Raw genomic sequence first — 25,824 nt, 5'->3', positions numbered from 1 at the left:
TGCAGGAGCTAGTGCGCTGGCGTAGGTGGTATTCTGGGAAGGGTACTAAACAGAGAAGGCCGGTCAAATTGACCGGCCTTCTCTTGTATTAAGCATTCGTGTTTAGCTTATAACTAGTTAAAGTTATAACGTACGCCGAATTGCATGTAGTAAGTAGAAGAGATACTTTGAGTAGTACCGTATGTAGATCTAACCACATCACCACCAGAAGTATTCAATCTGAATGTAGGTGCAGTTGTTGCGTTAATCGCAGATACGTTGGTTGGCACCAAAATACTTGCCTGGTTTACGAAGTTGTAAGTACCCCAGTTGCGGTTTAACAAGTTACCAAAGTTGAAGATATCAGCAGTAAACTGGAACGAGTTTTTAGTTCCACCTACGTTTTTGAAAACCTCTTGTACCAATCTGAAATCGAATTGGTTTCTCCATGGAGATGTTGCACCGTTACGTTCTGCATATTGACCTCTGCGTTTTGACAAATAATCATCCTGATCGATATAAGCCTGGAAGATTGCGTTTTGTTCTTCCGGCGAATAAACCTTAGCTGGTGTGTTACCAGATGCAGGGATCGTCAACTGTACGAAGTTAATCTCTGATGCATTTTGAGGAACATAGATCAAGTCGTTGTTCTGACCGTCACGGTTGAAGTCCGTTGAGTAAACATAAGAGAATCTGCCTTGTTGAGAACCTTGGTAGAATAAAGAAAATGAAGTTGCAAGGTTACCTAACCACTCTTTGCGGTAAGAAACGTTTGCAATTACACGATCAGGTGTTAAGTTACTTGAATAGCTTAAAGTCGGAATGTTTGAGTTTCCAGCAGTTTGCGGAATACCCCAAAGGTTTAACAATTGGTCACCACTCTGATCACCGAAGTTACGTTGGTCAGATTTCGTGTAAGCAACCATTAATCCAAGACCGTTACCAAAGTTTTTGGTTAACTGTGCAGTTGCCATCCAGTTGTAACCACCTTTAGCGTTGGTCATCTCGATAACGTTGTTGGTTGAAGTACCAGCTGCAAGGATCTCACCTCTTGAATTCGTGTTTACATATTGTCTTGAATTCGCATTAGGACCGAAGAAAGGTCTGTTGTCTGCTAAAGCTGGGTTGTTGTACTGAATAGGATCTTTTAAGTTCACATTTTTCGCAACCGCAACGTTTAGGTCTTTACCATAGATACCTTCAACAGTTGCAATAACGCCTAGTGGTAATCTGAAGTCTACTGCTAAACTTGATTTCCAGGTTTGCGGGAATTTAAGATCTGAAGAAAGCGCACTGATGGTACCTGGCATAGTTAAACCAGCCTGTGCTTTTGGTCCGGTTAAGTTTGGAGCAGGGCTCGGGCTGAAGTTTGGAACATCGTTACCAGTGTAGCTTTGGGTATATTGTAATAAACCAGCATCACCTGATTGTGAAACGATCCATACGAAAGGAATACGACCAGTGAAGATACCAGTACCACCACGTAGTTGTAATGAACGATCGCCATTAACATCCCAGTTAAAACCGAAACGTGGAGAGTAGGTCATTCTGGATTCAGGTAGCGCACCAGTATTGATGGTTTTACCACCTGCGAAGCTTTGTTGAGCTACTAATGGGTGTGTTCTAACTTCAGATACATCTGGATAAGTCGCTTGTTCGAATCTGATACCACCTGTTAATTTCAAACGGTCAGACACGTTGAACTCATCTTGTAAGTATGCAGAGTATTGTGCAAACTTAAAGCTTGGGAAAGCTTGAGAACCGTCAGCAGTTAATGGGTAAGTGATTGAATATTGTAATGCTTTGTCGCCTCTGGTGAATGCATCCCATGATCCGAAAGTATAGAAACCAGTTCCGAAACGTTGGAAACCATTTTTAGTGGTCGAGAATTCTGCCTGCAAACCAACAGTAACGTTGTGTTTACCTAAAGCAATGTTTAGATCATCACTATAAGTGTAAGTTTCAACATCTCTTAAGTTACCATAAGTAAATGGCTCATAACCGAAGGTTGTTAACACGTTACCAGCGCTAGAAGCAGTTTGTGATCCGTCAAGGATATCTACTAATGGGAATAAAGCACTTTCAGAATTTCTTGGGTCATTCTGGTGCGAGTAAGTTGCACGTGCGATGTTTGTGAATCTGCTACCGAAAGTAGAGTTTAACTCAGCAACTGCAGAATATAAGTTAGCAGCAGTGAAGTAGTTTGAGTTAGAGAATGGTAAACCAGCATTCTGGTTGTTTCCAGATCTGTTGTTACCATAGCTTAAGTTACCTGTTACCCCTGATCCAGAAACTGAAGTACTTGCAGAACTTGGCGTTTGACTTTCAACCTGGTTGTAACGTACGCTGAAGCGGTGGTTATTGCTGATGTTCCAGTCTAATCTTGCGAATAGCTTCTCGTTATCGCTGATGTTGCTGTAACCTTGGTAAATACCCGGGTCATATCCGTAGTTACTTAAAAGGTATGATTTAACATCATTCATGAAAGATGCAGGTGTTCTGGTAACCGTAGAGATTGAACCATAAGGAAGTGCATCTGTTGCCGCGATTCTTGAAGTACCTGGCTGTATTGTTTTTTGTTTTTCAGCGTTCACAAAAAAGAACAACTTGTCTTTAATGATCGGACCACCTAAACTGAAACCATAGTTCTTCTCATCGAAGCTTTGGATTTGTGCATCAGGAAGTCTGAAATCTTTGATACGTTTTCCTTGTTGCTCTTCGCCACGCATGGTGAAGAAAGCGTTTCCAAAGAATTTGTTTGTACCTGAACGGGTTACCGCGTTAACCGAACCACCGGTAAATCCAGATTGACGAACGTCATAAGGCGTTACGTTAACAGAGATTTGCTCTAGCGCGTCGATTGAAATTGGAGAACCGTTCGCCGGAACGTTCTGTCCGATACCGAATTGGTTGTTAAAGTTCGCACCATCCACGCTGAAGTTGTTTGAGCGGTAGTTACCACCACCAATTCCATTGTTACCACCTGCTTGAGGCGTTAAACGGGTTAAGTCGTTAACACTTCTGGAAATGGTTGGAAGGTTTTGAATCTGCGCTCTGGTTACTACGGTAGAAGAACCGCTTTTGTTAGAGTTCATGATGGCATTTGGCTGATTTCCAACTACTCTTACTTCATTAAGTTGAGCAGCATCATCGGTTACGACAACATTCAGTACGAAAGGCTCACCTAGTTTAAGGTAAATATTATCATACTTCTTTGGGCTATACCCTACGTAGCTTACCTCAATGGTGTAAGGTCCGCCTACACGGGCATTCGCAATGGAAAAACGTCCGTCATTGTTTGTGGTTAGACCATAAACAGTTCCGGTTGGCACGTGAATTGCCTTAACACTCGCCCCTGGTAGGGCCTGTGTAGCATCTTTCACTGTACCTGTAATCGAAGAAGTGGTTACCTGTGCCTGTGTAGCAGTACAGAAACTCACAAAAACGAGTACGATTACTACAATCCGAGATAGTAAAGATTTCATCATACTTTTTTTTAAAATAAGTGTGTGTTTTTTTGTTAATTGTGATAAAACGCCGCAAAGGTAATTATTTATTTATCACACCTTTAGTTTCTAATGTTAATTTTATATTAACTAATCGGTTTTTTTCAACAGAAACCTAACTTATTCACATTTTTCCTCAAAAACATCGAATTTTTCTATTGTTTTCAGCAGCGAACTCAGAATCATATCGCTGAAGATCTGCCTGGCAGCTTGTCTCCTGAAGGTGATTAAAGCGCCTGCCAGCTGCCCGTATGACAAGCTTTTAAACGGCAGATGTTCAGAAAACTGGTCAGCGTTTTTTGTAACATCTGTATTCAAAATCACAATTCATTGCATTACCAGGTGCCCCTCACCTATTCCTAAAGTATTTTTTCTAATTTTGCGAGGTACTAAGTATTATTCCTTTATTTTAAAATATGAACTACGATGTGATTATAATAGGCAGCGGTCCGGGTGGATATGTTGCTGCGATCAGAGCTTCTCAATTAGGTTTAAAGACCGCCATTGTAGAGCGTGAGTCTTTAGGTGGGATTTGCCTGAACTGGGGTTGTATTCCAACCAAAGCCCTTTTAAAAAGTGCACAGGTTTTTGAATACATCAATCATGCTGCAGACTACGGCATCAAAACCGCTCCTGCAGAAGCCGACTTCGGTGCTGTTATCAAACGTAGCCGCGGTGTTGCAGAAGGCATGAGCAAGGGTGTTCAGTTCCTGATGAAGAAAAATAAAATTGAAGTGATTATGGGTACCGCTAAGGTAAAGCCGAACAACAAAGTTGAAGTTCGTGCTGCTGATGGTTCCCAGAAAGAAATCACTGCTCCACATATCATTGTTGCAACCGGAAGCAGATCCAGAGAATTGCCTAACCTTAAACAAGACGGCAAAAAGATCATTGGCTACAGACAAGCGATGAACTTGCCACAGCAACCAAAATCTATGGTCGTTGTTGGATCTGGCGCCATCGGCGTGGAGTTCGCTTACTTCTATGCAACCATGGGTACTCAGGTAACCATCGTTGAGTTCCTCGATAACATCGTTCCTGTGGAAGATGAGGATGTGTCAAAACAATTGCTGCGTAACTTCAAGAAAGCAGGCATTAACGTGATGACCTCTTCTACCGTAGAATCTGTTGATACTTCTGGCGCAGGCTGCAAGGTACAGGTTAAAACGGCTACAGGTACGCAAGTGCTTGAAGCGGATATCGTACTATCTGCAGTAGGTATCATTGCTAACCTGGAGAACATCGGCCTTGAAGAAACTGGTATCAAAACGGACAAAGGCAAGATCGTTGTTGACGAGTTCTACCGCACTGGTGTGAAAGGTTACTATGCCATTGGTGATGTGGTAACCGGTCAGGCATTGGCGCACGTTGCTTCTGCTGAAGGTATCATCTGTGTAGAGAAAATTGCTGGTCACCATCCAGAGCCTTTAGACTACAACAACATTCCGGGTTGTACTTACTGTACGCCAGAGATTGCTTCTGTAGGTTACACCGAGAAAGCGGCTAAAGCTGCCGGTTATGAGCTAAAGATTGGTAAGTTCCCATTCTCTGCATCTGGTAAAGCAAGTGCTGCTGGCGCGAAAGATGGTTTTGTTAAAATGATCTACGATGCTAAATATGGTGAGTTATTGGGTGCACACCTAATCGGTGCAAACGTGACAGAAATGATCGCCGAGATTGTCGTTGCCAGAAAACTGGAAACCACTGGTCATGAGATCCTGAAAGCCGTTCACCCACACCCAACCATGAGTGAAGCGATTATGGAAGCTACTGCTGATGCTTACGGTGAAGTGATTCACTTGTAAAAATAAGATTTGAATGAATGATAAAGCAGGGCTTTGTCCGTAATAGGCTTAGCTGTCTTTAAATTCTTTTGGACATAATAATTCGTAAAACCCCCGGCCAAATACCGGGGGTTTTCTATTTTTACGAGAAATCAAGACCAAATATGAAGTTACATACTATTGAAACCGGATTTTTCAAGCTCGACGGCGGCGCCATGTTTGGGGTTGTACCGAAGTCTATCTGGCAGCGGACCAATACGGCAGATGAAAATAACCTTTGCACCTGGGCCATGCGCTGCATGCTTATTGAAGATGGCGATCGGCTGACCCTGGTGGATACGGGAATTGGCGACAAGCAGGACAGTAAGTTTTTAAGTCACTACTACCTTCATGGAGATGATTCCATGGATAAGTCGCTCGCTGCGCTTGGCTTCCAGCGTTCTGATATCACGGATGTATTTCTTACGCACTTACACTTCGACCACTGCGGTGGTGCCATTGTGCGGGATGGCGACAAGCTTAAGCCTGCCTTTGAAAACGCGACGTACTGGAGCAATGAGCAGCACTGGGACTGGGCTGTGAACCCGAACGACCGGGAGAAAGCGTCATTTCTGAAAGAGAACATTCTGCCGATCCAGGAGAGCGGGCAGCTGCAGTTTGTTTCTGATGTAAGCGGGCAAGCGTTTCAGGACAACGTTACGGTACGTTATGCATATGGGCATACCGATGCGATGATGCTACCGCAGATCAGCTATCAAGACCGGACAATCGTATATATGGCCGACCTGCTCCCATCGGTTGGGCACCTGCCCATCCCGTATGTGATGGCTTATGACATGTTTCCGTTAAAAACCCTTGAAGAAAAGAAAGCTTTTTTGGAAGAAGCCGTGCAAAATGATTACGTTCTTTTTTTAGAACACGACAATGTAAATGAATGCTGTACTTTACAGCAGACGGAAAAGGGCGTTCGTGTGAAAGACACTTTCAAACTTTCTGATCTTTAGACGTTAGTGTATTTACGAGCGAATTAAAGCACATCTGGAATCCCCTGTACAGCTAGATTCGAGCCGCGCGGGGGATTGTTCCATGCGGTATTGCAAACAATCTTGGAATAATTTTTGTTGTTAAAAGCAGACACATAAATCAGGTGCAAAGTGTAACGTTTACAGGAATTTAAGTTTTAAAATGCCCGGAATTTTCATACTTTTGCACGTTCAAACTACATAATACGCAGTACGCACATAAATGAGACAACTCAAGATAACGCAATCCATAACCAACCGTGAAAGTCAATCCCTTGACAAATACCTTCACGAAATTGGTAAAGTAGATTTAATCACGGCAGAAGAAGAGGTAATATTAGCTAGAAAAATTCGCGAAGGTGACCAGGCGGCTTTAGAAAGACTAACTAAAACCAACTTACGTTTCGTGGTATCCGTGGCTAAGCAATATCAGAATCAGGGTTTGACTTTGGGTGACTTGATCAATGAAGGTAACCTGGGTTTGATTAAAGCGGCAAAACGTTTTGATGAGACTAAAGGATTTAAATTCATTTCCTATGCGGTTTGGTGGATCCGCCAATCTATTCTGCAGGCGATTGCGGAGCAGAGCCGTATTGTACGTTTACCTTTGAACCAGGTTGGTTCACTAAGCAAGATCAGTAAAGCTTTCTCTAAACTGGAGCAGGAATATGAACGTGAGCCTTCACCAGAAGAGCTTGCAGATATTCTAGAAACCACTGTTGAGAAAATTTCAGATACTTTAAGTAACTCCGGCCGTCACGTATCTATGGATGCGCCCTTTGTACAGGGAGAAGAAAATACGCTTCTTGATGTATTGGAGAACCATGAGCCAAATACAGACAGCAGTCTGATTAACGAATCACTTTCTGAAGAGATCAAGCGGTCTTTATCTACCCTTACGGAACGTGAGCGTGAGATTATCGTATTGTTCTTCGGTTTAAGTACCAATCACCCACTTTCTCTTGAAGAGATTGGTGAGAAGTTTAACTTAACCCGTGAACGTGTACGTCAAATCAAGGACAAAGCACTTCAGCGCCTGCGCCACACCTCAAGAAGTAAAATCCTGAAGTCATACTTAGGATAATTCTAGCCGATACCGGATCAGCGTCATGCTGATCTTTTTTTATATAAGATCCTTTTCTAACCAGAAAACGTTACCAGACATTTACCTATAACAAGGGCGCTATTTCTAGCGCCCTTTTCTGTTTGGCAGCATTTTGTTTTTCTATTGGATGCCACGTGGCTCACCTTTCAGGTTTACAGGACTTTTAAAAGGCCTGTTAAAAGCGTATCTTTTGGTGTTTAGCTAGACATATTACATAAAGAAAGGGCCAATTGCGAGCCCATCCTTTATGTAAATCAAACGCTATTCTGCCGGCCGGCTTTTAATCTTAGGGCATGCACGAATAGCTGCAAAGATCTTAGCGTTGCTGGTCAGCGCAAATTAATACATTAAAATTGTGGCAATACTGGCTTGGTCTGCATGATGTCTTCGATCTTGGTTAACACCTCTGGCGTCAGCATCGGTACGACTTCAATAGCTGTCAGATTTTCTTTCAGCTGTTCCGTTTTAGAAGCGCCTAAAATTACGGTGCTAACATTCGGGTTGGTCAGGCACCAGGCCAGGGATAATTTCGCCAGTGGCACACCGAGTTCATCAGCGAGCCCCTGCAGTTGCTGTGCTTTTTTCAGGTTCTCTTCTGCAAGTACAGATTCCTTTAACCATTCCATACCTTTTAGATCCAAACGCGTATCCTTTACCGCTCCGGCAGTGTATTTACCCGAAAGTAATCCGGATGCGAGTGGCGACCAGATCGTGGTGCCCAGTCCATGCTCCTTGAAAAGCAATTGGTAGTCTTTCTCGAGCTTGGTACGCTCCAGCAGGTTGTATTGCGGCTGCTCCATCGTTGGTCCGATTAGATGGTACTGTTTAGCAATGCTGATGGCTTCCATGATTTCTGTCGCGCTCCATTCAGACGTACCCCAGTAAAGAATTTTACCTTGCTGCAATAGCGTGTTCATCGCAAAGACGGTTTCTTCAATTGGCGTGTTCTTGTCCGGGCGGTGGCAGAAATACAGATCCAGATAATCTACCTGCAAACGCTTTAAGGCAGCGTTGCATGCTTCAATGACATGCTTGCGGGAAAGGCCCACCCTATTCGGTCCTTTGTTTTCTGTTCCGAAAAACACCTTACTGGAAACTACGTACGATTCCCGTTCCCATCCATGGCTTTTAAGAATCCTGCCCATCACCTCTTCCGACTTGCCTTCTGCATAGCCTTCCGCGTTGTCGAAGAAGTTTACACCTGCATCATAAGCAACACCCATAAGTTCATCAGCCACCTGATCTGAGATCTGATTTCCAAAGGTTAGCCAGCTACCCAGCGATAATGCACTAAGCTGTAAACCCGATTTTCCTAATCTTCTATATTCCATTTTGAGAAATTTAATTTTGTGATTTGTTATTGCAAGAGAACATACCCCAGTGCTTTAAGTTTTTGTTGAGGTAAAGCTGTATATCATAAAAATGTAATATATTAGAACAAAAGCTTTGTTGGAAACCTTATTTTCCAGTTAACAACATCAACACATAAATGAAATTTAGATTATTTATACCACTTGCATTACTAATGAGTTGCCAGACGGTGAAGAAGGCAGAAGAGGTTCAGGGCGCAAATAGCTTGCTTGAAGATGTTAAAACGCTTTCTTCTGATGCATACCAGGGCAGAAAGACGGGTACAGATGGCGCAGCACTGGCGCGAACCTTCCTGAAGAAGAGGTTATCAGAACTGGGCCTGAGCAACTATGGTGGCTTGCAGCACTTCGAGCAGCCTTTTAAAGCGAAAGACCGGACCGGTAAGATGGTGGATGCGAAAAACCTCATCGCCTACATACCCGGGAAATCTCCCGAGATCATCGTGATCTCCGGGCATTATGACCACCTGGGCGTGATTAACGAGGAGATTTATAATGGCGCGGACGACAATGCATCTGGCGTTGCGGCAATGTTAAATATTGCGGCACACTATAAAAAGTCGAAGCCCGACCACACGCTTGTGTTTGCATTCTTTGATGCGGGAGAGCTCGACTGGCAGGGCTCTGGCTACTTTGTGGATCATGCGCCGTTCGACTTGAAGAAAGTCTTGCTGAACGTTAACCTGGATATGATCAGCCATAATGAGAAGAACGAGCTTTATGCGGCGGGCACATTCACGAATCCGCAGCTGAAGAAATATCTGACCCATACACAGCCTAATGTGAAGATCATGCTTGGGCATGACAATCCGGAGTTCAACGTGGATGACTGGACTAATCAGAGTGATCAGGGTGCTTTTAATGCCAAGGGCATTCCATTTCTATATTTTGGCGTGGAGGACCATAAAGATTACCATAAGGCCAGCGACAAGTTTGAGAATATTCAACCAGCTTTTTTTATAGATGCTGCTGAGGCTATACTTGAAATTGTGGATAACGTAGATAAAGACCGGGACATCCAGTCCATGTACAAACAGAAGTTACAGATGAAAAAGCAGTAAGCTTTGCTGTATTGCTACTGTTTAATTGCGACTTGTTGATTGGATGTTTCTTTAGTTGTATCTATTGATGTATTCATATCCTTGTGCTAATATCCAGCAATTGGCTTATACGAGAAAAGCCCGGCATTGCCGGGCTTTTCTTGTTATGTAGTTGACCTTATCTGGTCTTGTGTCTGGTTTCGATCATACCCACAAATTCGCCGGGGTTTTTCATGCTTTCTGTCATTGATGGAGAGAAGTTCAGCGTTACGCCGCTTCTGCCCTTCACACTCATGCTTGCTTTGGCATTGGCGTTGGTTGTTGCACTTGGTGCAAGTAGGTTCAGTGCTTTAGCAATGTAGTTTTCACTCGCATCATCAAAGTCACGCTTCGCATCATCCGTAGCATCATTGATGTCCGCTTTCATACCAGCATAATACTTGCCTTCATCTTTCGAGTTCAAGGTTTCAAACATAGAGAAGTAAACATCGTATCTGTTTTCAATGGTTACCGGGAAGAATCCGACAGGTTTACCGTAAGTGGTTGTGCCTACCAATTTCACGTTAACAAAGGGCTTAAGGGCGTTAATGGTCAACTCACTTGCAGAAGCGGTATTTCCGCTTACAATGAATACGATGTTCTTAACACCAGTTAACCCGCCTACTTTCTTAAAGTTCGCCGTATTGCCGCTTACGGAATAATCTACATTCGCATAGGTTAAGATTTTGCCATTGGTATCATATCTCACGTTTCCGCTTGCATCGGTTAGTGGCTGGTTTTTAAGTATGCTCTTGTTTCGATCAATATTCTGCAGCGTCTTGTTGTAGACCTCTTTGTACATCACCCCTGTTGCCGTAGATGGCGCGATGAGGTTGATCAAATGTTCTGCAGTGCTTACGTAACCTCCACCATTATAACGAAGATCAACAATCAGATCCGTTAAACCTTCTGAAGCAAACTTCGCAAACACAGGATCCAGGTTTGTATCGCTTGGGGTAGAACCTTCCGGGCTGGTTAATCTGGAGAAACGGCCGAGGTGGACGTAACCGACTTTTTTGCCGTTTACATCGAACACTTTGCTTTTATATACCGGACTACTGCTGTAAGATGTCCTGGTTAAGGTGACTTCAAAAGGGGTACCATCGACTTTTAAACCTTTCAGGTTTGCAGATGGAATACTGTTGTCGAGTAAGTCATTGATCAGATTCTTTTCCGACTGGAAGTTCGTACCAATACGTTTCCCGTCTATGGTGGTCACTTCAGTTCCTCTGGTCAGGCCCTTCTCAGCAGCTGATGATCCAGGGTATACGGCCTTGATGTAAAGTCGGTAGTTGTTGTCTGTACCAAAAGCGGAGAAAGAATAGATACCCAGGTCGTAGCCATCGCCATCGGTATTCACCGAACCTTTAGGCGCAATACCAGCTGTCGGGTTCTTGTCATTCAGATCAGAGATGTAGGAATATTTAGGGAATTCAGGTGCACCTCTGTTGTATTCGTAAGGCTGACTGGTCTCCGGGTTCGTGCCGTAACGGGAGATCTTAAACAACTCGGATTCGTAGCTCAGAATATCGGTAGCGGCATTGAAGGACCGTGGTTTAAATTGCTCGTAGCTTGGCAAGGACTCATTCCAGAGGTAAACCTCTTTAGCATAATAGAAAATGGAATCTTTAGTCAGATCAGCTCTGTCGCTGGAAGTCGGCTCTTCGGTCGTCGGCTCCGTAGGGTCGACGTCAGAATCCGACTTCTTACATGCCGACAGGCCTGTAAAGATGATAAGTGCAGCTGTAACGGCGCTGCGTATCCAGGTGGATTTTATATTCATTTCAAAGAAATAGCTTGTGTATGGTTGTATTAACGTAGTTAAGATAATAAAAGTTTATTAACCGTTAAAAATTTAATTCCCTGTTCAGCAGCCATATGCTGATCAGATTCTGCCTTTCCCACCACCAAAATAGCAGCTGGGGAAAGCTTGTGGGCCGTGATGAACCTGGCTAAACTGTCGTGGTCCGGATTGCGCGTAATCTCCTCCTTGAAGAAGACCCGAATGTACTGTTCCAGGCCATTCCATTCGATTTGTCTGATCTTATTGAGCTGTTGCTCAGGGTCTCCGCCTACCAGCAGATAGATGGTTTTGCGCTCCACCACCAGATCTTGCATGAACTTCAGGACAGGTTCGAACATCAGGAGCTTCAAGGGCAGCTTCGCGGTTTTGTTCAGCAGTGCGAAGTTCTCCCGGTATTTATCGGCAATGCCGAATGCGGCAAAGGTTTTATCCAGCACTGCTCGCTCGCCATCCTGCTCGTAGGTTTCTTTCATGAACAAGACGATGGCGCTTGCGTCGAGCTGCTCCGTGTATTCCAGAAAAGAAGCAAAGAGGTAATAAACCTGCAGGTGAAAGTCTTTAACGGGATACAACACATCATCGAGCTCGAAAACGAACGCCTCATGTTCCTCCATGTATTTCGCTGCACCCATCACTTAATGGTAAAAAGGATGGCTGTGGGTTGTTCCAACTGTTCAGGGATGTAAAACACGCCATTGAGCTCGTGTTCTTTTCCTAAGGCGTGCAGGGCCGCTGTGGCTTCTACGGGGAACTTAAGTTCACCTTTCACGAATATTGCCCAAGGGCTTTTCGGGTCCACATCCTGAAGCGGGTAAAAGAATTTCGGAAGGTCAATGAGTGATGGTAGCAAAACGGTGATGTTAAATTCCTCGAACAACACTGCAGATTTTGAAACCTGAGAGACCTCAAACTCATGAAGCGGCAACAGGCACTCTACGCCATGGTCGAGGCAGGTGTTAAGCAGATTGTGTGCGATGGCGTCGTTTTCTTCGCCAAGGGATAGGAATGTATATGCGGCCGAGCCAAAGGATGGGGTTTCGCCGTAATCGGCAAGGATTATTTCGTGTCCTTCAAAGGCTTTAAGCAACTTAAGTGTTCCGGCAGATTTGCCGCCAGTGATTAATATTTTCAAAGTATAATAGCTATATAATTAAACCATCTTTCATGGTTACAACGCGGTCACTGATTTTAGCGAGACCTTCGTTGTGGGTGACGATAATAAATGTCTGGTTGAAGTTTTCCCGCAGGGTGATGAAAAACTGATGCAGTGCATCGGCATTGGTAGAATCGAGGTTACCCGATGGCTCATCGGCTAGGACCACCGTTGGGCGGTTGATCAGTGCACGTGCAACGGCAATGCGTTGTTGCTCTCCCCCGGACAATTCATTTGGTTTATGCTGTGCCCGGGCTTTAAGGCCCAACATATCCAGCAGCTCCATGGCTTTGCGTTCCGCTTCTTTCTTTGGCACCTTGGCGATAAATGCAGGAATGCAGATGTTCTCCAGTGCGGTAAATTCCGGCAGCAGGTGGTGGAACTGAAATACAAAACCAATGTTCTTGTTGCGGAATATGGATACCAGCTCACCGCTGAGGCCGCTGATCTTTGTGCCATTGAGCTCTACTGTTCCTGAATCCGGTTTGTCAAGCGTACCCAGGATGTGCAGCAGTGTGCTTTTTCCGGCACCAGAAGCGCCGATGATGCTTACGATTTCTCCCTTTTCAACTTCAAAGTCTACACCTTTTAATATGGGCAGACTTCCATAAGATTTTTTAACTGCTGTGGCTCTAAGCATATATATGCAAACTTACAAAATGCGAGACATTAATAAGGTTGAATAGCCCATTTAAACGTCAAAAAAATCCCAGAAACGTGATTATATGTTTTTATAACCGAACTAGAATTGTAGATTTGACACAAAATAATTCAGCAAATGAACATCCACGAATATCAAGGTAAAGAAATACTAAAGAGTTTTGGTGTTGCCGTTCAAGAAGGCATCGTTGCCGATACAGTTGATCAAGCTGTTGAAGCGGCTAAAAAAATGAAATCTGATTACAACTCTGACTGGGTTGTGATTAAAGCACAGATCCACGCTGGTGGTCGTGGTAAAGGTGGCGGTGTAAAGCTTGCTAAAAACCTGGATGAGGTTAAAGAAAGAGCATCTGCAATCCTTGGAATGCAGTTGGTAACCCCTCAAACTGGTCCTGAAGGTAAAAAAGTGAACAAGGTTCTTGTTGCACAGGATGTTTACTATCCAGGTGCTTCTGAAACCAAGGAATTCTATATGAGTGTTCTTTTAAACAGAACAAACGGTACCAACATCATCATGTACTCTACTGAAGGTGGTATGGATATCGAAGAGGTTGCAGAAAAAACACCTCACTTGATTTTCAAAGAAGATATTGACCCTAAAGTTGGTTTGCAAGGATTCCAGGCGCGTAAAATCGCTTTCAACCTTGGCTTAACTGGTGCAGCACATAAAGAGATGGTAAAATTTGTTACCGCACTTTATAAAGCTTATGATGCTACGGACTCTGCAATGTTCGAGATCAACCCGGTATTAAAAACCTCTGACGATAAAATTATTGCTGTTGATGCGAAAGTAAACCTTGATGAGAACGCTTTGTTCCGTCATAAAGACTACGCAGCAATGCGCGATACTGCAGAAGAAGATCCAACAGAAGTTGAAGCAAGTGCTTCTAACCTGAACTATGTAAAACTTGACGGTAACGTTGGTTGTATGGTGAATGGTGCTGGTCTTGCGATGGCGACAATGGACATCATTAAAATTGCTGGTGGTGAGCCTGCTAACTTCCTTGATGTGGGTGGAACTGCAAATGCTGAAACCGTTAAAGCTGGTTTTAACATCATCCTTAAAGACCCTAACGTTAAAGCGATCCTGATCAATATCTTTGGTGGTATCGTTCGTTGCGACCGTGTTGCTCAAGGTGTGATTGATGCTTACCAGGAAATTGGAAACGTTCCTGTTCCAATTATCTGCCGTCTTCAAGGTACAAATGCTGAAGAAGCTAAAAAACTAATTGATGAATCTGGTCTACAGGTTTATTCAGCTATTGCACTACAAGATGCCGCTAACCTGGTAACTAAAGTATTAGCATAGTATTCTAATTTAAATCATAGGAAGCCGGCCAGCATTAATTTGCTGGCCGGCTTTTTTTGTATTCATTATACCTGGCTTCTTCTACCTGCGGGTTACCCATGCTCATTTCGCATTTAGCAGCAAATAAGACGGTGTATTTGATGGAATTGCTTATTTTTGACAGGCTCCATAAAAAGACATGATTCTAAAGACATGATTAAAAGAGAAAAAATAAAAGATTTACTAGAAACGACCGAGTTTGACAGAGAAGTAACCGTAATGGGTTGGGTTCGTACCTTCCGCAATAACCAGTTTATTGCGCTAAATGACGGCTCTTGCATGGGTACCATTCAAATCGTAGTTGATTTCAATAATACGCCGGAGCAGCTACTAAAAAGAATTACAACCGGGGCTGCAGTTGCGGTAACGGGTACTATCGTAGAATCTATCGGTAAAGGTCAGCGCGTTGATGTTAAAGCAACAACAATCGAGATCTTAGGTGATAGTGATCCTGAAAAATTTCCTTTGCAGCCTAAAAAGCACAGCCTGGAATTCCTAAGGGAGATTGCACACCTGCGTTTCCGCACCAATACCTTCAATGCAGTGTTCAAAGTAAGACACGCACTTGCTTTCGCGATTCACAAGTTCTACAACGAGCGTGGCTTTGTCTACATGCATACGCCGGTAATTACAGCTTCTGACGCTGAAGGTGCTGGTGAGATGTTTAAAGTGACCACCCTTGACTTTGATAATACACCAAGGACGGAAGACGGAAAGGTTAACTATGCGGAAGACTTCTTCGGCAGAGCAACGAACCTAACGGTATCCGGACAGCTTGAAGGGGAGCTTGCAGCAATGGCTTTCGGCCAGATCTATACCTTCGGACCGACCTTCCGTGCGGAAAACTCCAATACCACCCGTCACCTTGCCGAGTTCTGGATGATTGAACCGGAAGTGGCGTTTGCTGATTTAGAGGACAACATGCAGCTTGCAGAAGATATGATGAAGTATGTCATCAGCTATGCGCTGGAAAACTGCAAGGAAGAAATTGAGTTCCTGAACAACCGCCTGCAAGAGGAAGAGAAATCAAAACCACAAGCAGAGCGCAGTGCCATGTCACTGGTGGAAAAACTGAACTTCTGCCTGGAAAATGAATTCGAGCGACTGACCTACACTGAAGCAATCAGAATCCTTAAATCTTCCAAGCCGAACCAGAAGAAGCAATTCAAATACCTGATTGATGAGTGGGGCGCAGATCTGCAGTCTGAACACGAGCGTTACCTGGTGGAGAAACACTTCAAAAAACCAGTAATACTTACAGACTACCCTGCTGATATTAAGTCGTTCTACATGCGTCAGAATGAGCCAGATGAGCAAGGCAGACAAACCGTCGCTGCGATGGATATCCTATTCCCGGGAATTGGTGAAATGATTGGTGGTTCTCAGCGTGAAGAGCGTCTGGAAAGATTGATGCAACGCATGGAACAGATGAACATTCCCCAAGATGAAATGTGGTGGTATTTAGATACCCGTCGTTTTGGTTCTGCACCGCATGCAGGTTTTGGTCTTGGCTTCGAACGCCTGGTCCTATTTGTAACCGGTATGACCAACATTAGAGATGTAATAGCGTTCCCGAGATTCCCCAAGAACGCTGAATTTTAATAATAAGCCGATTGGCTCATGCAAATTACCCGTTCAGGGAATTTGCATGAGCATAATCAATCTGTGATACTTTGTAGTCTGTCGGCGCAAAGCTCTTCGAAGTACTTAAAGCCATACCCAGTTCATATTTTGTAGGATACGGTGTTTTCAATAAACTACCTTCAGGAATGTATGGGAAAGTCTCAATATAAGACTGCATCACATTCGGACTAATCCTTCTGTTGATGTATGCCCGTGTTAACTGATACGGATGTCTCAATCCAGCTGCACCCAGCAACTCAATTGCACTTGCCACCGTTAAACGGTGATAGTTAAACACCCGGGTTTTCTTGTCTTCAACTACCAAACCTTTCATTAAACTTGGATCCTGTGTAGCGACACCTGTTGGGCAGGTATTGGTATTACATTCCAAAGCCTGAATACAACCCAGGGCGAACATCATACCCCTTGCAGAGTTACAAAGGTCTGCACCGAGTGCAATATTCTTGATCAGGTCAAATCCGGAAACAACTTTACCTGAAGCAATGATCTTGATGTGTTTCTTTAAGCCAAAGCCTGTAAGTACATCATATACAAAGGCAACGCCTTCACGAAGTGGCATACCTACCGCGTTGGAGAACTCCTGCGGTGAAGCACCTGTTCCACCCTCACCACCATCAACGGTAATAAAATCAACGTAGATACCCGTCTTCACCATTGCTTTACAAATGGCGAAGAACTCGCTCTTACGGCCGATACACAACTTAATACCGACAGGTTTACCACCAGAAAGTGTTCTCAGCTTTTTCACGAAATCCATCAACTCCAAAGGTGTGGAGAATGCAGCGTGCGAAGGTGGAGATAGTACGTCGAAACCTTCCTTCACCAGACGGATCCTGGCAATCTCAGGCGTTACTTTCTGTGCTGGTAAAATACCACCGTGTCCAGGCTTTGCGCCCTGGGATAGTTTGATGTCAATCATCTTCACCTGTTCCATCTTGGAACGCTCCGCAAAGGCCTCATCATTGAAGGTTCCATCGTGGTGCCTGCAACCGAAGTACCCGGTCCCGATTTGCCAGATAAGGTCGCCCTTCTCTGCCAGGTGGTAATCACTAATTCCACCCTCACCGGTATTGTGGGCGAAATTACCCATAAAAGCACCGCCATTAAGTGCACGGATAGCGTTCTCGCTTAGCGAGCCAAAGCTCATAGCAGAGATATTAAAAATACTGGCAGCGTATGGCTGCTTACAGTCCGGTCCACCGATCATTACGCGGGGATTTGGCTCCAGCTCATGGTGACTGATCGCAGCAATACTATGGCTTAACCATTCGTATCCGTTCTCATAAACATCGAGCTGTGTACCAAAAGGGATTGTGTCCGTTTCTTTTTTTGCGCGCTGGTAGATCAGCGAGCGGCTCAAGCGGCTGAAAGGCTTACCATTGGTATCACTTTCAACGAAATACTGGTATACTTTGGGCCGTAAATCTTCCGCGAAATAGCGTAAACGGCCAAAGACAGGATAGTTTCTTACGATGCTATGTTTGGGCTGATATAAGTCGTAAATACCCAGTAAAACAAACGGGCCAACAAAGATAAAAGCCCAGAAAAATGGTGGCCATGCCAGGCTAATCATTACCGTGGCAGTAACCAAAAATGCTGCGAGAGCGATAAATGCTTTCCTCATATTCTAAATTCTAAAAACAGATTCCTACAATAGTACATTATATATCAATATGCACACCAAACAAATTCGTAAATTGACCCTATGCTTATCAAGATCTATCCAGAAAACCCAAATCCGAAGTTCATTGAACAGGCGGTAGAGGTACTCAGAAACGGCGGTATCATCATTTATCCAACAGACACCATCTACGGTCTGGGCTGCGACATTACCAATCATAAAGCGATTGAACGCATCTGCAGATTGAGAGGCATTAAGCCCGATAAAGCGAATTTCTCGTTCATCTGTTCTGACCTGAGTCATATATCAGACTACATTAAGCCCATAGACACCAATGTCTTTCGTGTATTGAAGAAAGCATTGCCAGGACCTTACACCTTCATTCTCAACGCGAACAACAATGTACCTAAACTTCTGAGTTCCAAGAAGAAAACGGTGGGTATCCGTGTTCCGGACAACAACATCGCCAGGGAAATTGTACGACTGCTAGGCAACCCAATCCTTTCTACTTCTATCCGCGATGACGACGATGTACTAGAATACTCGACAGACCCGGAATTGATACAAGAGAAATACCACGATACGGTAGATCTGGTTATTGATGGTGGTTACGGCGGCAACATCGCCTCTACCGTAATCGATTGTACATCGGGCGAGTTCGAAGTAATAAGGGAAGGTAAGGGAAGTCTTGAAGATGTACTATAACTTAAAACTTCCTACGGTACGGTTTTAAAGGCAAAGCTTGTAATGGCTTTGCCTTTTTTAATGACTTCAGATCATCCGCTTTACCAATCACGCCCAAGACTTTCACTACTCGAGTAACTGATAAGTAGTTTCACCGCTTCAAGCTATGCCTGAGGATCCGCTATTTCGTATAACTCCCAGGTCTTGCGCTACTTCGAGAAGCCTATCATGAAACCTTGTATGCTTTCTTCAAGCTTGTCACTTTGCAGTGCTTTCACGAAAGCAGTACCGATTATGGCTCCACTAGCATACTGGCAGGCTTTTTCAAAGCTAGGCTGATCGCTGATACCGAAACCGATCATCGTTGGATTCTTAAGCTCCAAAGCAGCTACCCTGGAGAAGTAATCCTCGGTAACCTGCGACAATGACAGGTTCTTGCCCGTGGTTGCAGACGAAGAAACCATATAGATAAAGCCATTAGTCAGCTCAACAATCTTGTGGATACGTTCTACTGCGGTTTGTGGGGTAATTAAAAAGACATTACTAATGCCGTACTGTTGAAAGGTATCCTTGTAAAATTCCTCGTACTCGACCATTGGCAAATCTGGAACAATGAGCCCATCAACACCCACCTCAGCGCATGCCTTGCAGAAGTTCTCCACACCATATTGCAGCAGTGGATTTACATAACCCATCAAGAGGACAGGTATGTTCACGTACTTACGTAAGTCTTTAAGTTGTTCAAATAACAACTTCAGATCCATGCCGTTATCCAATGCTTGCTTACTACTTGCCTGGATTACCGGACCGTCTGCAACGGGATCAGAATATGGAAAGCCGATCTCTAACATGTCCGCACCTGCCTCTTCAAGTGCACGTGCGATAGTCAGCGTATCGTCCAAATTCGGATACCCGGCGGTATAGTATATTGAAAGTATATTCTTGTTCTTATTCTGGAATAATTGATTGATTCTATTCATTGTCTGCGCTTATAACCCAAAGTATTTCATGTAAGTTTCCATGTCTTTGTCGCCCCTACCGGATAGACAAACGACGACATTTTCACCAGCTTTAAACTCCATTTTCTCCAGCTGCGCGATGGCATGCGCGCTTTCAATTGCTGGAATAATGCCCTCCAGTTGCGTACACAACAAGCCCGCATTCAGCGCCTCTTCATCAGTGATGGAAACGTATTGGGCGCGGGTAGTTTTGAAAAGGTGTGCATGTTGGGGACCAATGCCCGGATAATCCAGTCCTGCGGAAACCGAGAATGGCTCCACCACCTGTCCATCTTCGGTTTGCATCAGGATGCTCCTGCTGCCATGCAGTACCCCTTCTTTCCCTAGCGCAGTCGTTGCAGCAGTATAGCCACTGGAAACCCCCTTGCCTGCAGCTTCTACCGCGATGAGCTTTACCGCTGCATCATTGATGAAATGGTAAAACATCCCCATGGCATTGCTGCCTCCGCCCACACAGGCGAGTACATAGTCAGGTTGGTCACGCCCAGTCTGTTCGATCAGTTGCTTCTTAGTCTCCTCAGAGATGATGGACTGAAACAGCGCCACCATATCGGGATATGGATGTGGCCCCACAACGGAGCCAATGATATAGTGCGTATCTACTGGATTGTTCACCCAGTCGCGCATGGCTTCATTCGTGGCATCCTTCAAAGTTTTGGATCCTGATGTCGCAGGCACGACCGTCGCGCCCAGCATCTTCATGCGGGCAACATTCGGCGCCTGACGCTCGATGTCAATCTCTCCCATGTAGATCACACATTCCAAACCACGCAGTGCGCATACTGTTGCAGTCGCTACCCCATGTTGTCCGGCACCGGTTTCGGCGATGATCCGCTTTTTTCCCAGACGCTCGGCAAGTAAGATCTGCCCAATCGTGTTGTTGATCTTGTGTGCACCGGTATGGTTCAAATCTTCCCGCTTCAAGAAGATGTTCGCATGGTATTTAGACGATAAGCGTTTCGCCAGGTATAAAGGCGAAGGACGACCTACATAGTCCTTTAAAAGTTTCTTAAATTCCTCCTGGAAGCCCTCATCATTGATGATGGACATGTAGTTCTGGCGCAGCTCCTCTACATTTGGATAAAGCATCTCCGGAATGTACGCGCCACCGAAGTCGCCGTAATATCCTTTTTCATTTACAAAATATTCCATAGCCTATGTTTATAGCTGATTTTTAAATGTCGTTAATAGTTCAATATTCTTCATGGCAGGTGCGCTCTCAAAGCGACTGTTTACATCTACCGCATGCAATCTTGGGTCCGAAATTGCTTTAATCATCGGCAATTCCTCCGTTCCTATGCCTCCACTCAGAAAATAGGGTAACTGAAGTTGATAGTTTTGCAGCAGGGTCCAGTCGAATGTTTTTCCAGATCCCCCATGACCAGCTGTCTGTGTATCAAAAAGAAAATAATCAACAACGGCCTGATAAGGCTCAAGCACATCAAACGTAAATTGATCATTTATACCGAAAGCTTTAATTACCTCAATGTCAGAAAGCTGTTGTTTAAGAAGCATACAGTATTCTGGTGATTCCTTACCATGCAACTGAAGGGCTTTCAGGTCATAGCGCTGCGCTAAACGTACAACTTCCTCCAGGCTTTCATCTACGAATACACCTGTCGCCTTGATACCTGCCGGAATCTGCTTCGTTAGCTCAGGATCAAGATTTCCCACGAAACGTTTGGAGGGTCCGTAGAAAATAAATCCTATGTAATCCGGCCCCAAGCTTACAAGCTGCTCCAGGTTTTCAGGGTCGCGCATGCCACACACTTTCAGTTTGAGGCTCATACTAAGCGGATAGCAACGTTTTAAAACTTCTCAATGCCTGTTTATTCATCAAAGCAGCTTCCGCCTCATAGAAGCAGTCTCCGAATGATTTCTGCTGGTCAATGGTCTGGATTGCGATTGCCGCGTTACAAAGTACCACGTTGCGCTGTGCGTCGGTACCTTCGCCATTCAGGATGGACATGAAGATCTTCGCTGATGATTCCACCGTGTCGCCCCCCTTAATGTCAGCTTCACTCAGCTGCTCAAATCCCAAATCTGCTGTGCTATGCAAAGCCTCCCCCTTACCGGTGAACGTCTTGAAGTCGGAGGTAAGTGAAACTTCATCGAAGCCACCTAACGCATGTAAGATGGTGTAGTTTTTATCAGTCTCTTGATACAAATAAGCATATAACCGCGCCAGTTCCAGACTATAAACCCCAACCAATTGATTCTTTGGTTGTGCTGGATTACACATTGGTCCAAGCATATTAAAGAAGGTTTTCACGCCAAGTTCCTTGCGAATTGGTGCTACGATCTTCATGGCAGGATTGAATAGCGGTGCGTGGATGAAACATATACCCGCCTCATCAAGCGATCGCTTCAGTGACTCCTCGTTATTGGTAAACGTGTAGCCCAGGTATTCCATCACGTTCGAAGATCCGCAGCCCGAAGACACGCCATAGTTACCGTGCTTCGCAACATGATAACCTGCTCCGGCCAGTACAAACGATGCCAGGGTAGAGATGTTGAAGGTATCCTTACCATCTCCGCCGGTTCCACAGAGGTCGATAAGTTCATAATCTGAAAGGTTCACTTTCACACATAGGTCGAGCATCGCATCGCGGAAACCTTGCAGCTCCTGTACAGTTATGCTGCGCATCCCATAGGCCGTGATGAACGCCGCAATCTGCGCCGGCTGATATTCACCCCTTGCAATGGCAATCAGAATTTTTTGTGCTTCAGCTCTACTGAAGATCTTGTTTTCAAAAAGGTGAGCGAGTATTTTCTTCATGGGTATAAACAAAAAAAGGTTGCTTGATAAAGCAACCCACGTAATTTCTTATAGTAAATAAACGAACGACAGGGGTTACACTACGCTTTTGCGTTGTGCCACCACCAAATATTTAATCCGTTTGTTTGTATCATCTGCCAGCAAATATGGAATTGTTTTTATTTAATTCCAACTAAAAACTTAAAATACGATCTTCTTTGATAAAAATGGGACAAAACAAACCCCTGTTACTTAATCAAAGCATGCTTCTCTTTCGTGAAATGCTTGAATACGAGGTTATCAGCCAAACCAGGTAGCAGCTTGTTCAGCCAAACCGTAAGCTTACCCTGCCCGGTCATCACCAGCGTCCTTTTACGACTTGCAATCCCATCAACAATAATCTTTGCCACTGTCTCCGGAAGCATCATCTTGCCCTCTTCCATACTCGTCTCACCGTGGGCCTCCCCGTTTTCAGCCAATGCCGCAACGCGGATATTAGAAGCGGTAAAGCCCGGACATGCAACCAGCACATTTACCCCGGTTTTCAACAACTCCGTGCGCAGCGCTTCCATAAAGCCATTCATCGCAAACTTCGAAGCGGAATAACCGGTCCGGCCTGGCAAGCCTCTATAACCTGCAATCGACGAAACACCCACAATGGTCCCTTTAGTCTTCAGGATTTCCGGCAGCGCAAACTTGCTGCAGTAAACGGTTCCCCAGAAATTCACATCCATAAGATTTTTAAGCACACTTAGATCGAGATCATTGAACAGTGCACGCATGGAAAGTCCTGCATTGTTAATCAGCACATCAATCCTCGAGAATGTCATGATCGCTTGCTTGATCAGGAATTCGCAATCTGCCTCCTTACTCACATCGGCCTGCACCGCTACTGCCTTGATCTGGTACTGCTTTTCCAGTTCAGCGGTCAATTCGCACAACGTTACATATTGCCTTGCTGCAAGTACAAGATTAGCCCCACGGCTAGCCAATTCAATCGCACAAGCCTTGCCTATCCCCGATGAAGCACCAGTAATGATGACAACTTTGTTTTTAAAATCCATGAATGTTTATTTGAGTATTGAATTTTCGTAAGGAACACGGGTGACAATAGATCTACCCAAGGTGATTTCATCCGCATATTCCAGTTCGCCTCCAAAGGCGATGCCCCTGGCGATGGTGGTGATTGGAATCTGAAAGGCTTTGAGCCGTTTGTATAGGTAAAAAATGGTTGTATCCCCTTCCATCGTTGGGCTAATGGCGAGGATCACTTCTTTGACTGGTGTTGTAGACACCCTTTGTACCAGCGTGTCTATAAACAGATCGGAAGGACCAATGCCGTCCATCGGTGAAATCAATCCCCCAAGCACATGATAAACGCCGAAATACTGGGATGTATTTTCAACCGCCATCACATCACGTGTATCCTCAACGACACAGATGATTTCCTTTTCTCTTTTAGCCGAACTGCAGATCTCACATATCTCATTATCAGATATGTTATGACATATTGTGCAATGCTTAATTTCCTGTCTTAATTTGATGATGGCATTTCCAAAGCGCTCTACTTCCTCCGGCTCACGGTTCAGGAGATGGAGCACCAATCGCAGCGCCGTTTTCTGTCCAATGCCCGGTAATTGTGAGAATTCATTAACGGCATCTTCAAGTAATTTAGAAGAAAAGTTCATGTCGCAAATTTATATTTATCTGTCGTAAAACGCTTTTTAAAAGATGTTTTATTACATTTAGCAGCTAAAAACATACGATGAGTCCAGCAATACTTCTTTCTTTTCTACTTGGTTATTTTGTTATACTGATCATAATTGCCTTCGCAACTTCCAAAGAATCATCTGATAACTCTACTTTTTTTATCGCCAACCGAAACTCTAAATGGTACCTCGTTGCCTTCGGAATGATCGGAACGGCGCTCTCCGGCGTAACCTTCATATCTGTTCCGGGCGAAGTTGGTGCACCTTCGGGGAACCAGTTTCAATACTTCCAGTTCGTTCTGGGCAATGCGGTCGGTTTTCTCATCATTGCCACCTTGCTGCTTCCGCTTTATTACCGCATGAAGCTTACCTCTATCTACAGCTACATCGAGCAGCGGCTTGGCTTCTACAGTTACAAAACCGCCGCTTCCATATTCCTAATCAGCCGCACCATCGGCTCAGCATTTAGATTATACCTGGTGGTTATCGTTTTACAACGCTTCATCTTCGATAGCTATGGTGTTCCTTTCTGGGCAACGGTGCTTATCTCCCTGGCGCTTATCTGGTCATATACCTTTAAAGGAGGACTAAAAACCATCATCATCACCGACACGCTGCAAACGTTCTTCCTCGTGCTTTCTGTGTTCCTGACGCTATACTTTATCTGCGACAGTCTTAATCTGGACATTCCGGCGGCATTTGAAACAGTCAAAAACAGTGGCTACGCTAAGGTTTTCTTCTATGAAAACTTTCTTGGTAACGGGTTCCACTTCAGCAAGCAGTTCATCGGTGGGGTGTTCGTCACCATTGCCATGACCGGTCTGGATCAGGATCTGATGCAAAAAAACCTGAGTATGGGCACCATTAAAGAGGCCCAGAAGAACATGTTTACTTTTACCGGGATCTTTGTCGTACTAAACATCTTCTTCCTTAGTGTAGGTGCCCTGCTGTATGTATATGCAGCCAAAAACGGCATCGCAATTCCATTAGATCACGCTACAGGATCACCTAGGACAGACTTCCTGTTCCCGGAGATCGCATTGAACCATCTCGCGGTTATTCCGGCAATCGTGTTTATGCTTGGACTTACGGCAGCTACATTTGCAACCACAGACTCTGCATTAACTGCTTTAACCACCTCTTTCTGTGTGGATTTTCTTAACCTGGACAAAGGAGATCAGACGAATTCTAAGAAATCTGTAAACAAAAGGCACCTGGTTCACGTTTGTTTCTCTTTGTTGATGTTTCTGGTGATCCTGATCTTTAACGCCTTCAATGATGAATCCGTGGTAAAAGGTATATTCAAAGTAGCTTCTTATACCTACGGACCGCTTTTGGGTTTATACAGCTTTGGCTTATTTGTTAGAAACCGCGGACTTCATGATAAACTAGTACCTTTTATTTGTATCCTTTCCCCGGCATTATGTTATCTGCTAAACCTATACTCGTCGGAGTTGCTTGGCGGTTATACCTTCAGCGTGGAACTGATCCTGGTTAATGGGTTCATAACGTTTGTCGGACTACTACTGATCAGCAAGAAGACAGATCAACAAACAAGATTTTAATTTAAAATATTATA

At 44.4% G+C, this 25,824-nt stretch carries 21 protein-coding genes; 8 read left to right on the top strand and 13 right to left on the bottom strand.

Annotation, left to right across the window (positions count from 1 at the left end; all coding sequences use genetic code 11):
- Window positions 1-113 precede the first annotated feature (113 nt).
- On the bottom strand, window positions 114-3,467 hold the full coding sequence (locus IEW69_RS02365; RefSeq protein ID WP_229663485.1) for a TonB-dependent receptor: 3,354 nt from the start codon (window positions 3,465-3,467) through the stop codon (window positions 114-116).
- A 434-nt stretch (window positions 3,468-3,901) separates the two neighbouring features.
- Here IEW69_RS02365 and lpdA point away from each other — a divergent pair, with 434 nt between their 5' ends.
- From lpdA to IEW69_RS02350, 3 genes are all read left to right on the top strand, one after another.
- Entirely contained in the window at window positions 3,902-5,290 is a 1,389-nt protein-coding gene (gene lpdA / locus IEW69_RS02360) for a dihydrolipoyl dehydrogenase (RefSeq protein ID WP_188625211.1), read from the top strand.
- Window positions 5,291-5,433: 143 nt separating this feature from the next.
- Window positions 5,434-6,273 carry an MBL fold metallo-hydrolase gene (locus IEW69_RS02355; RefSeq protein WP_188625210.1) on the top strand — a complete coding sequence of 280 codons (840 nt, stop codon included), beginning with the start codon at window positions 5,434-5,436 and terminating at the stop codon, window positions 6,271-6,273.
- A gap of 241 nt (window positions 6,274-6,514) precedes the next feature.
- Window positions 6,515-7,375 (top strand): sigma-70 family RNA polymerase sigma factor, encoded by an 861-nt coding sequence (locus tag IEW69_RS02350; protein ID WP_188625209.1) that lies wholly within the window; start codon window positions 6,515-6,517, stop codon window positions 7,373-7,375.
- A gap of 368 nt (window positions 7,376-7,743) precedes the next feature.
- Here the strand turns inward: IEW69_RS02350 and IEW69_RS02345 are convergent, their stop codons facing one another.
- Entirely contained in the window at window positions 7,744-8,727 is a 984-nt protein-coding gene (locus IEW69_RS02345) for a potassium channel beta subunit family protein (protein WP_188625208.1), read from the bottom strand.
- A 158-nt stretch (window positions 8,728-8,885) separates the two neighbouring features.
- On the opposite strand from IEW69_RS02345, the gene IEW69_RS02340 reads away from it, so the two are divergent.
- Window positions 8,886-9,827 (top strand): M28 family peptidase, encoded by a 942-nt coding sequence (locus tag IEW69_RS02340; RefSeq protein WP_188625207.1) that lies wholly within the window; start codon window positions 8,886-8,888, stop codon window positions 9,825-9,827.
- A 157-nt stretch (window positions 9,828-9,984) separates the two neighbouring features.
- Here IEW69_RS02340 and IEW69_RS02335 read toward each other — a convergent pair whose 3' ends face one another.
- Genes IEW69_RS02335 through IEW69_RS02320 form a run of 4 tightly spaced genes read right to left on the bottom strand, consistent with a single transcriptional unit; the run spans window position 9,985 to window position 13,442 of the window.
- On the bottom strand, window positions 9,985-11,628 hold the full coding sequence (locus tag IEW69_RS02335; protein WP_188625206.1) for a S41 family peptidase: 1,644 nt from the start codon (window positions 11,626-11,628) through the stop codon (window positions 9,985-9,987).
- 38 nt (window positions 11,629-11,666) lie between these two features.
- A complete protein-coding gene (locus IEW69_RS02330) occupies window positions 11,667-12,281 on the bottom strand; it encodes an HAD hydrolase-like protein (RefSeq protein ID WP_188625205.1) in 615 nt (204 codons plus the stop codon).
- Window positions 12,281-12,781: an ATP-grasp domain-containing protein gene (locus IEW69_RS02325; protein WP_188625204.1), complete on the bottom strand. Its 501-nt coding sequence runs from the start codon at window positions 12,779-12,781 to the stop codon at window positions 12,281-12,283. Before IEW69_RS02325 ends, IEW69_RS02330 begins: the two co-directional genes overlap by 1 nt.
- Window positions 12,782-12,791: 10 nt before the next feature.
- On the bottom strand, window positions 12,792-13,442 hold the full coding sequence (locus tag IEW69_RS02320; RefSeq protein WP_188625203.1) for an ABC transporter ATP-binding protein: 651 nt from the start codon (window positions 13,440-13,442) through the stop codon (window positions 12,792-12,794).
- A gap of 138 nt (window positions 13,443-13,580) precedes the next feature.
- Between IEW69_RS02320 and sucC the strand changes: the two genes are divergently transcribed.
- Complete coding sequence (gene sucC / locus IEW69_RS02315; protein WP_188625202.1) at window positions 13,581-14,771, top strand: ADP-forming succinate--CoA ligase subunit beta; 1,191 nt, start codon at window positions 13,581-13,583, stop codon at window positions 14,769-14,771.
- Window positions 14,772-14,963: 192 nt separating this feature from the next.
- On the top strand, window positions 14,964-16,412 hold the full coding sequence (asnS, locus tag IEW69_RS02310; RefSeq protein ID WP_188625201.1) for an asparagine--tRNA ligase: 1,449 nt from the start codon (window positions 14,964-14,966) through the stop codon (window positions 16,410-16,412).
- 25 nt (window positions 16,413-16,437) lie between these two features.
- Here the strand turns inward: asnS and IEW69_RS02305 are convergent, their stop codons facing one another.
- Window positions 16,438-18,078 carry an FMN-binding glutamate synthase family protein gene (locus tag IEW69_RS02305; protein WP_188625200.1) on the bottom strand — a complete coding sequence of 547 codons (1,641 nt, stop codon included), beginning with the start codon at window positions 18,076-18,078 and terminating at the stop codon, window positions 16,438-16,440.
- Window positions 18,079-18,159: 81 nt separating this feature from the next.
- Between IEW69_RS02305 and IEW69_RS02300 the strand changes: the two genes are divergently transcribed.
- Window positions 18,160-18,780, top strand: coding sequence for an L-threonylcarbamoyladenylate synthase (locus IEW69_RS02300; protein ID WP_188625199.1), 621 nt, complete (start codon window positions 18,160-18,162; stop codon window positions 18,778-18,780).
- 188 nt (window positions 18,781-18,968) lie between these two features.
- Here the strand turns inward: IEW69_RS02300 and trpA are convergent, their stop codons facing one another.
- The 6 genes from trpA to recR form a co-directional block, all read right to left on the bottom strand.
- Entirely contained in the window at window positions 18,969-19,739 is a 771-nt protein-coding gene (gene trpA / locus IEW69_RS02295) for a tryptophan synthase subunit alpha (protein WP_188625198.1), read from the bottom strand.
- A gap of 9 nt (window positions 19,740-19,748) precedes the next feature.
- On the bottom strand, window positions 19,749-20,930 hold the full coding sequence (gene trpB, locus IEW69_RS02290; protein WP_188625197.1) for a tryptophan synthase subunit beta: 1,182 nt from the start codon (window positions 20,928-20,930) through the stop codon (window positions 19,749-19,751).
- 9 nt (window positions 20,931-20,939) lie between these two features.
- Complete coding sequence (locus tag IEW69_RS02285) at window positions 20,940-21,566, bottom strand: phosphoribosylanthranilate isomerase (RefSeq protein WP_188625196.1); 627 nt, start codon at window positions 21,564-21,566, stop codon at window positions 20,940-20,942.
- Between the two features lies 1 nt (window position 21,567).
- Complete coding sequence (gene trpD, locus IEW69_RS02280; RefSeq protein ID WP_188625195.1) at window positions 21,568-22,557, bottom strand: anthranilate phosphoribosyltransferase; 990 nt, start codon at window positions 22,555-22,557, stop codon at window positions 21,568-21,570.
- Window positions 22,558-22,784: 227 nt separating this feature from the next.
- Window positions 22,785-23,600, bottom strand: a complete 816-nt coding sequence (locus IEW69_RS02275) for an SDR family oxidoreductase (protein ID WP_188625194.1) — start codon at window positions 23,598-23,600, stop codon at window positions 22,785-22,787.
- Window positions 23,601-23,606: 6 nt separating this feature from the next.
- Window positions 23,607-24,224: a recombination mediator RecR gene (recR, locus tag IEW69_RS02270; protein WP_188625193.1), complete on the bottom strand. Its 618-nt coding sequence runs from the start codon at window positions 24,222-24,224 to the stop codon at window positions 23,607-23,609.
- Between the two features lie 77 nt (window positions 24,225-24,301).
- Between recR and IEW69_RS02265 the strand changes: the two genes are divergently transcribed.
- Entirely contained in the window at window positions 24,302-25,810 is a 1,509-nt protein-coding gene (locus tag IEW69_RS02265) for a sodium:solute symporter (RefSeq protein WP_188625192.1), read from the top strand.
- Window positions 25,811-25,824 lie beyond the last annotated feature (14 nt).

This window comes from Pedobacter quisquiliarum, assembly GCF_014642175.1.
Taxonomy (GTDB): domain Bacteria; phylum Bacteroidota; class Bacteroidia; order Sphingobacteriales; family Sphingobacteriaceae; genus Pedobacter; species Pedobacter quisquiliarum.
The sequence above is the reverse complement of the archived record's forward strand: the minus strand, read 5'-3'. Positions and strand labels throughout refer to the sequence as shown.

Excerpts from the sequence above, each read along its gene's own strand:
- IEW69_RS02365 (WP_229663485.1), bottom strand. The coding sequence starts at position 3,467 with ATGATGAAATCTTTACTATCTCGGATTGTAGTAATCGTACTCGTTTTT.
- lpdA (WP_188625211.1), top strand. The coding sequence starts at position 3,902 with ATGAACTACGATGTGATTATAATAGGCAGCGGTCCGGGTGGATATGTT.
- IEW69_RS02355 (WP_188625210.1), top strand. The coding sequence starts at position 5,434 with ATGAAGTTACATACTATTGAAACCGGATTTTTCAAGCTCGACGGCGGC.
- IEW69_RS02350 (WP_188625209.1), top strand. The coding sequence starts at position 6,515 with ATGAGACAACTCAAGATAACGCAATCCATAACCAACCGTGAAAGTCAA.
- IEW69_RS02345 (WP_188625208.1), bottom strand. The coding sequence starts at position 8,727 with ATGGAATATAGAAGATTAGGAAAATCGGGTTTACAGCTTAGTGCATTA.
- IEW69_RS02340 (WP_188625207.1), top strand. The coding sequence starts at position 8,886 with ATGAAATTTAGATTATTTATACCACTTGCATTACTAATGAGTTGCCAG.
- IEW69_RS02335 (WP_188625206.1), bottom strand. The coding sequence starts at position 11,628 with ATGAATATAAAATCCACCTGGATACGCAGCGCCGTTACAGCTGCACTT.
- IEW69_RS02330 (WP_188625205.1), bottom strand. The coding sequence starts at position 12,281 with ATGGGTGCAGCGAAATACATGGAGGAACATGAGGCGTTCGTTTTCGAG.
- IEW69_RS02320 (WP_188625203.1), bottom strand. The coding sequence starts at position 13,442 with ATGCTTAGAGCCACAGCAGTTAAAAAATCTTATGGAAGTCTGCCCATA.
- sucC (WP_188625202.1), top strand. The coding sequence starts at position 13,581 with ATGAACATCCACGAATATCAAGGTAAAGAAATACTAAAGAGTTTTGGT.
- asnS (WP_188625201.1), top strand. The coding sequence starts at position 14,964 with ATGATTAAAAGAGAAAAAATAAAAGATTTACTAGAAACGACCGAGTTT.
- IEW69_RS02305 (WP_188625200.1), bottom strand. The coding sequence starts at position 18,078 with ATGAGGAAAGCATTTATCGCTCTCGCAGCATTTTTGGTTACTGCCACG.
- IEW69_RS02300 (WP_188625199.1), top strand. The coding sequence starts at position 18,160 with ATGCTTATCAAGATCTATCCAGAAAACCCAAATCCGAAGTTCATTGAA.
- trpA (WP_188625198.1), bottom strand. The coding sequence starts at position 19,739 with ATGAATAGAATCAATCAATTATTCCAGAATAAGAACAAGAATATACTT.
- trpB (WP_188625197.1), bottom strand. The coding sequence starts at position 20,930 with ATGGAATATTTTGTAAATGAAAAAGGATATTACGGCGACTTCGGTGGC.
- IEW69_RS02285 (WP_188625196.1), bottom strand. The coding sequence starts at position 21,566 with ATGAGCCTCAAACTGAAAGTGTGTGGCATGCGCGACCCTGAAAACCTG.
- trpD (WP_188625195.1), bottom strand. The coding sequence starts at position 22,557 with ATGAAGAAAATACTCGCTCACCTTTTTGAAAACAAGATCTTCAGTAGA.
- IEW69_RS02275 (WP_188625194.1), bottom strand. The coding sequence starts at position 23,600 with ATGGATTTTAAAAACAAAGTTGTCATCATTACTGGTGCTTCATCGGGG.
- recR (WP_188625193.1), bottom strand. The coding sequence starts at position 24,224 with ATGAACTTTTCTTCTAAATTACTTGAAGATGCCGTTAATGAATTCTCA.
- IEW69_RS02265 (WP_188625192.1), top strand. The coding sequence starts at position 24,302 with ATGAGTCCAGCAATACTTCTTTCTTTTCTACTTGGTTATTTTGTTATA.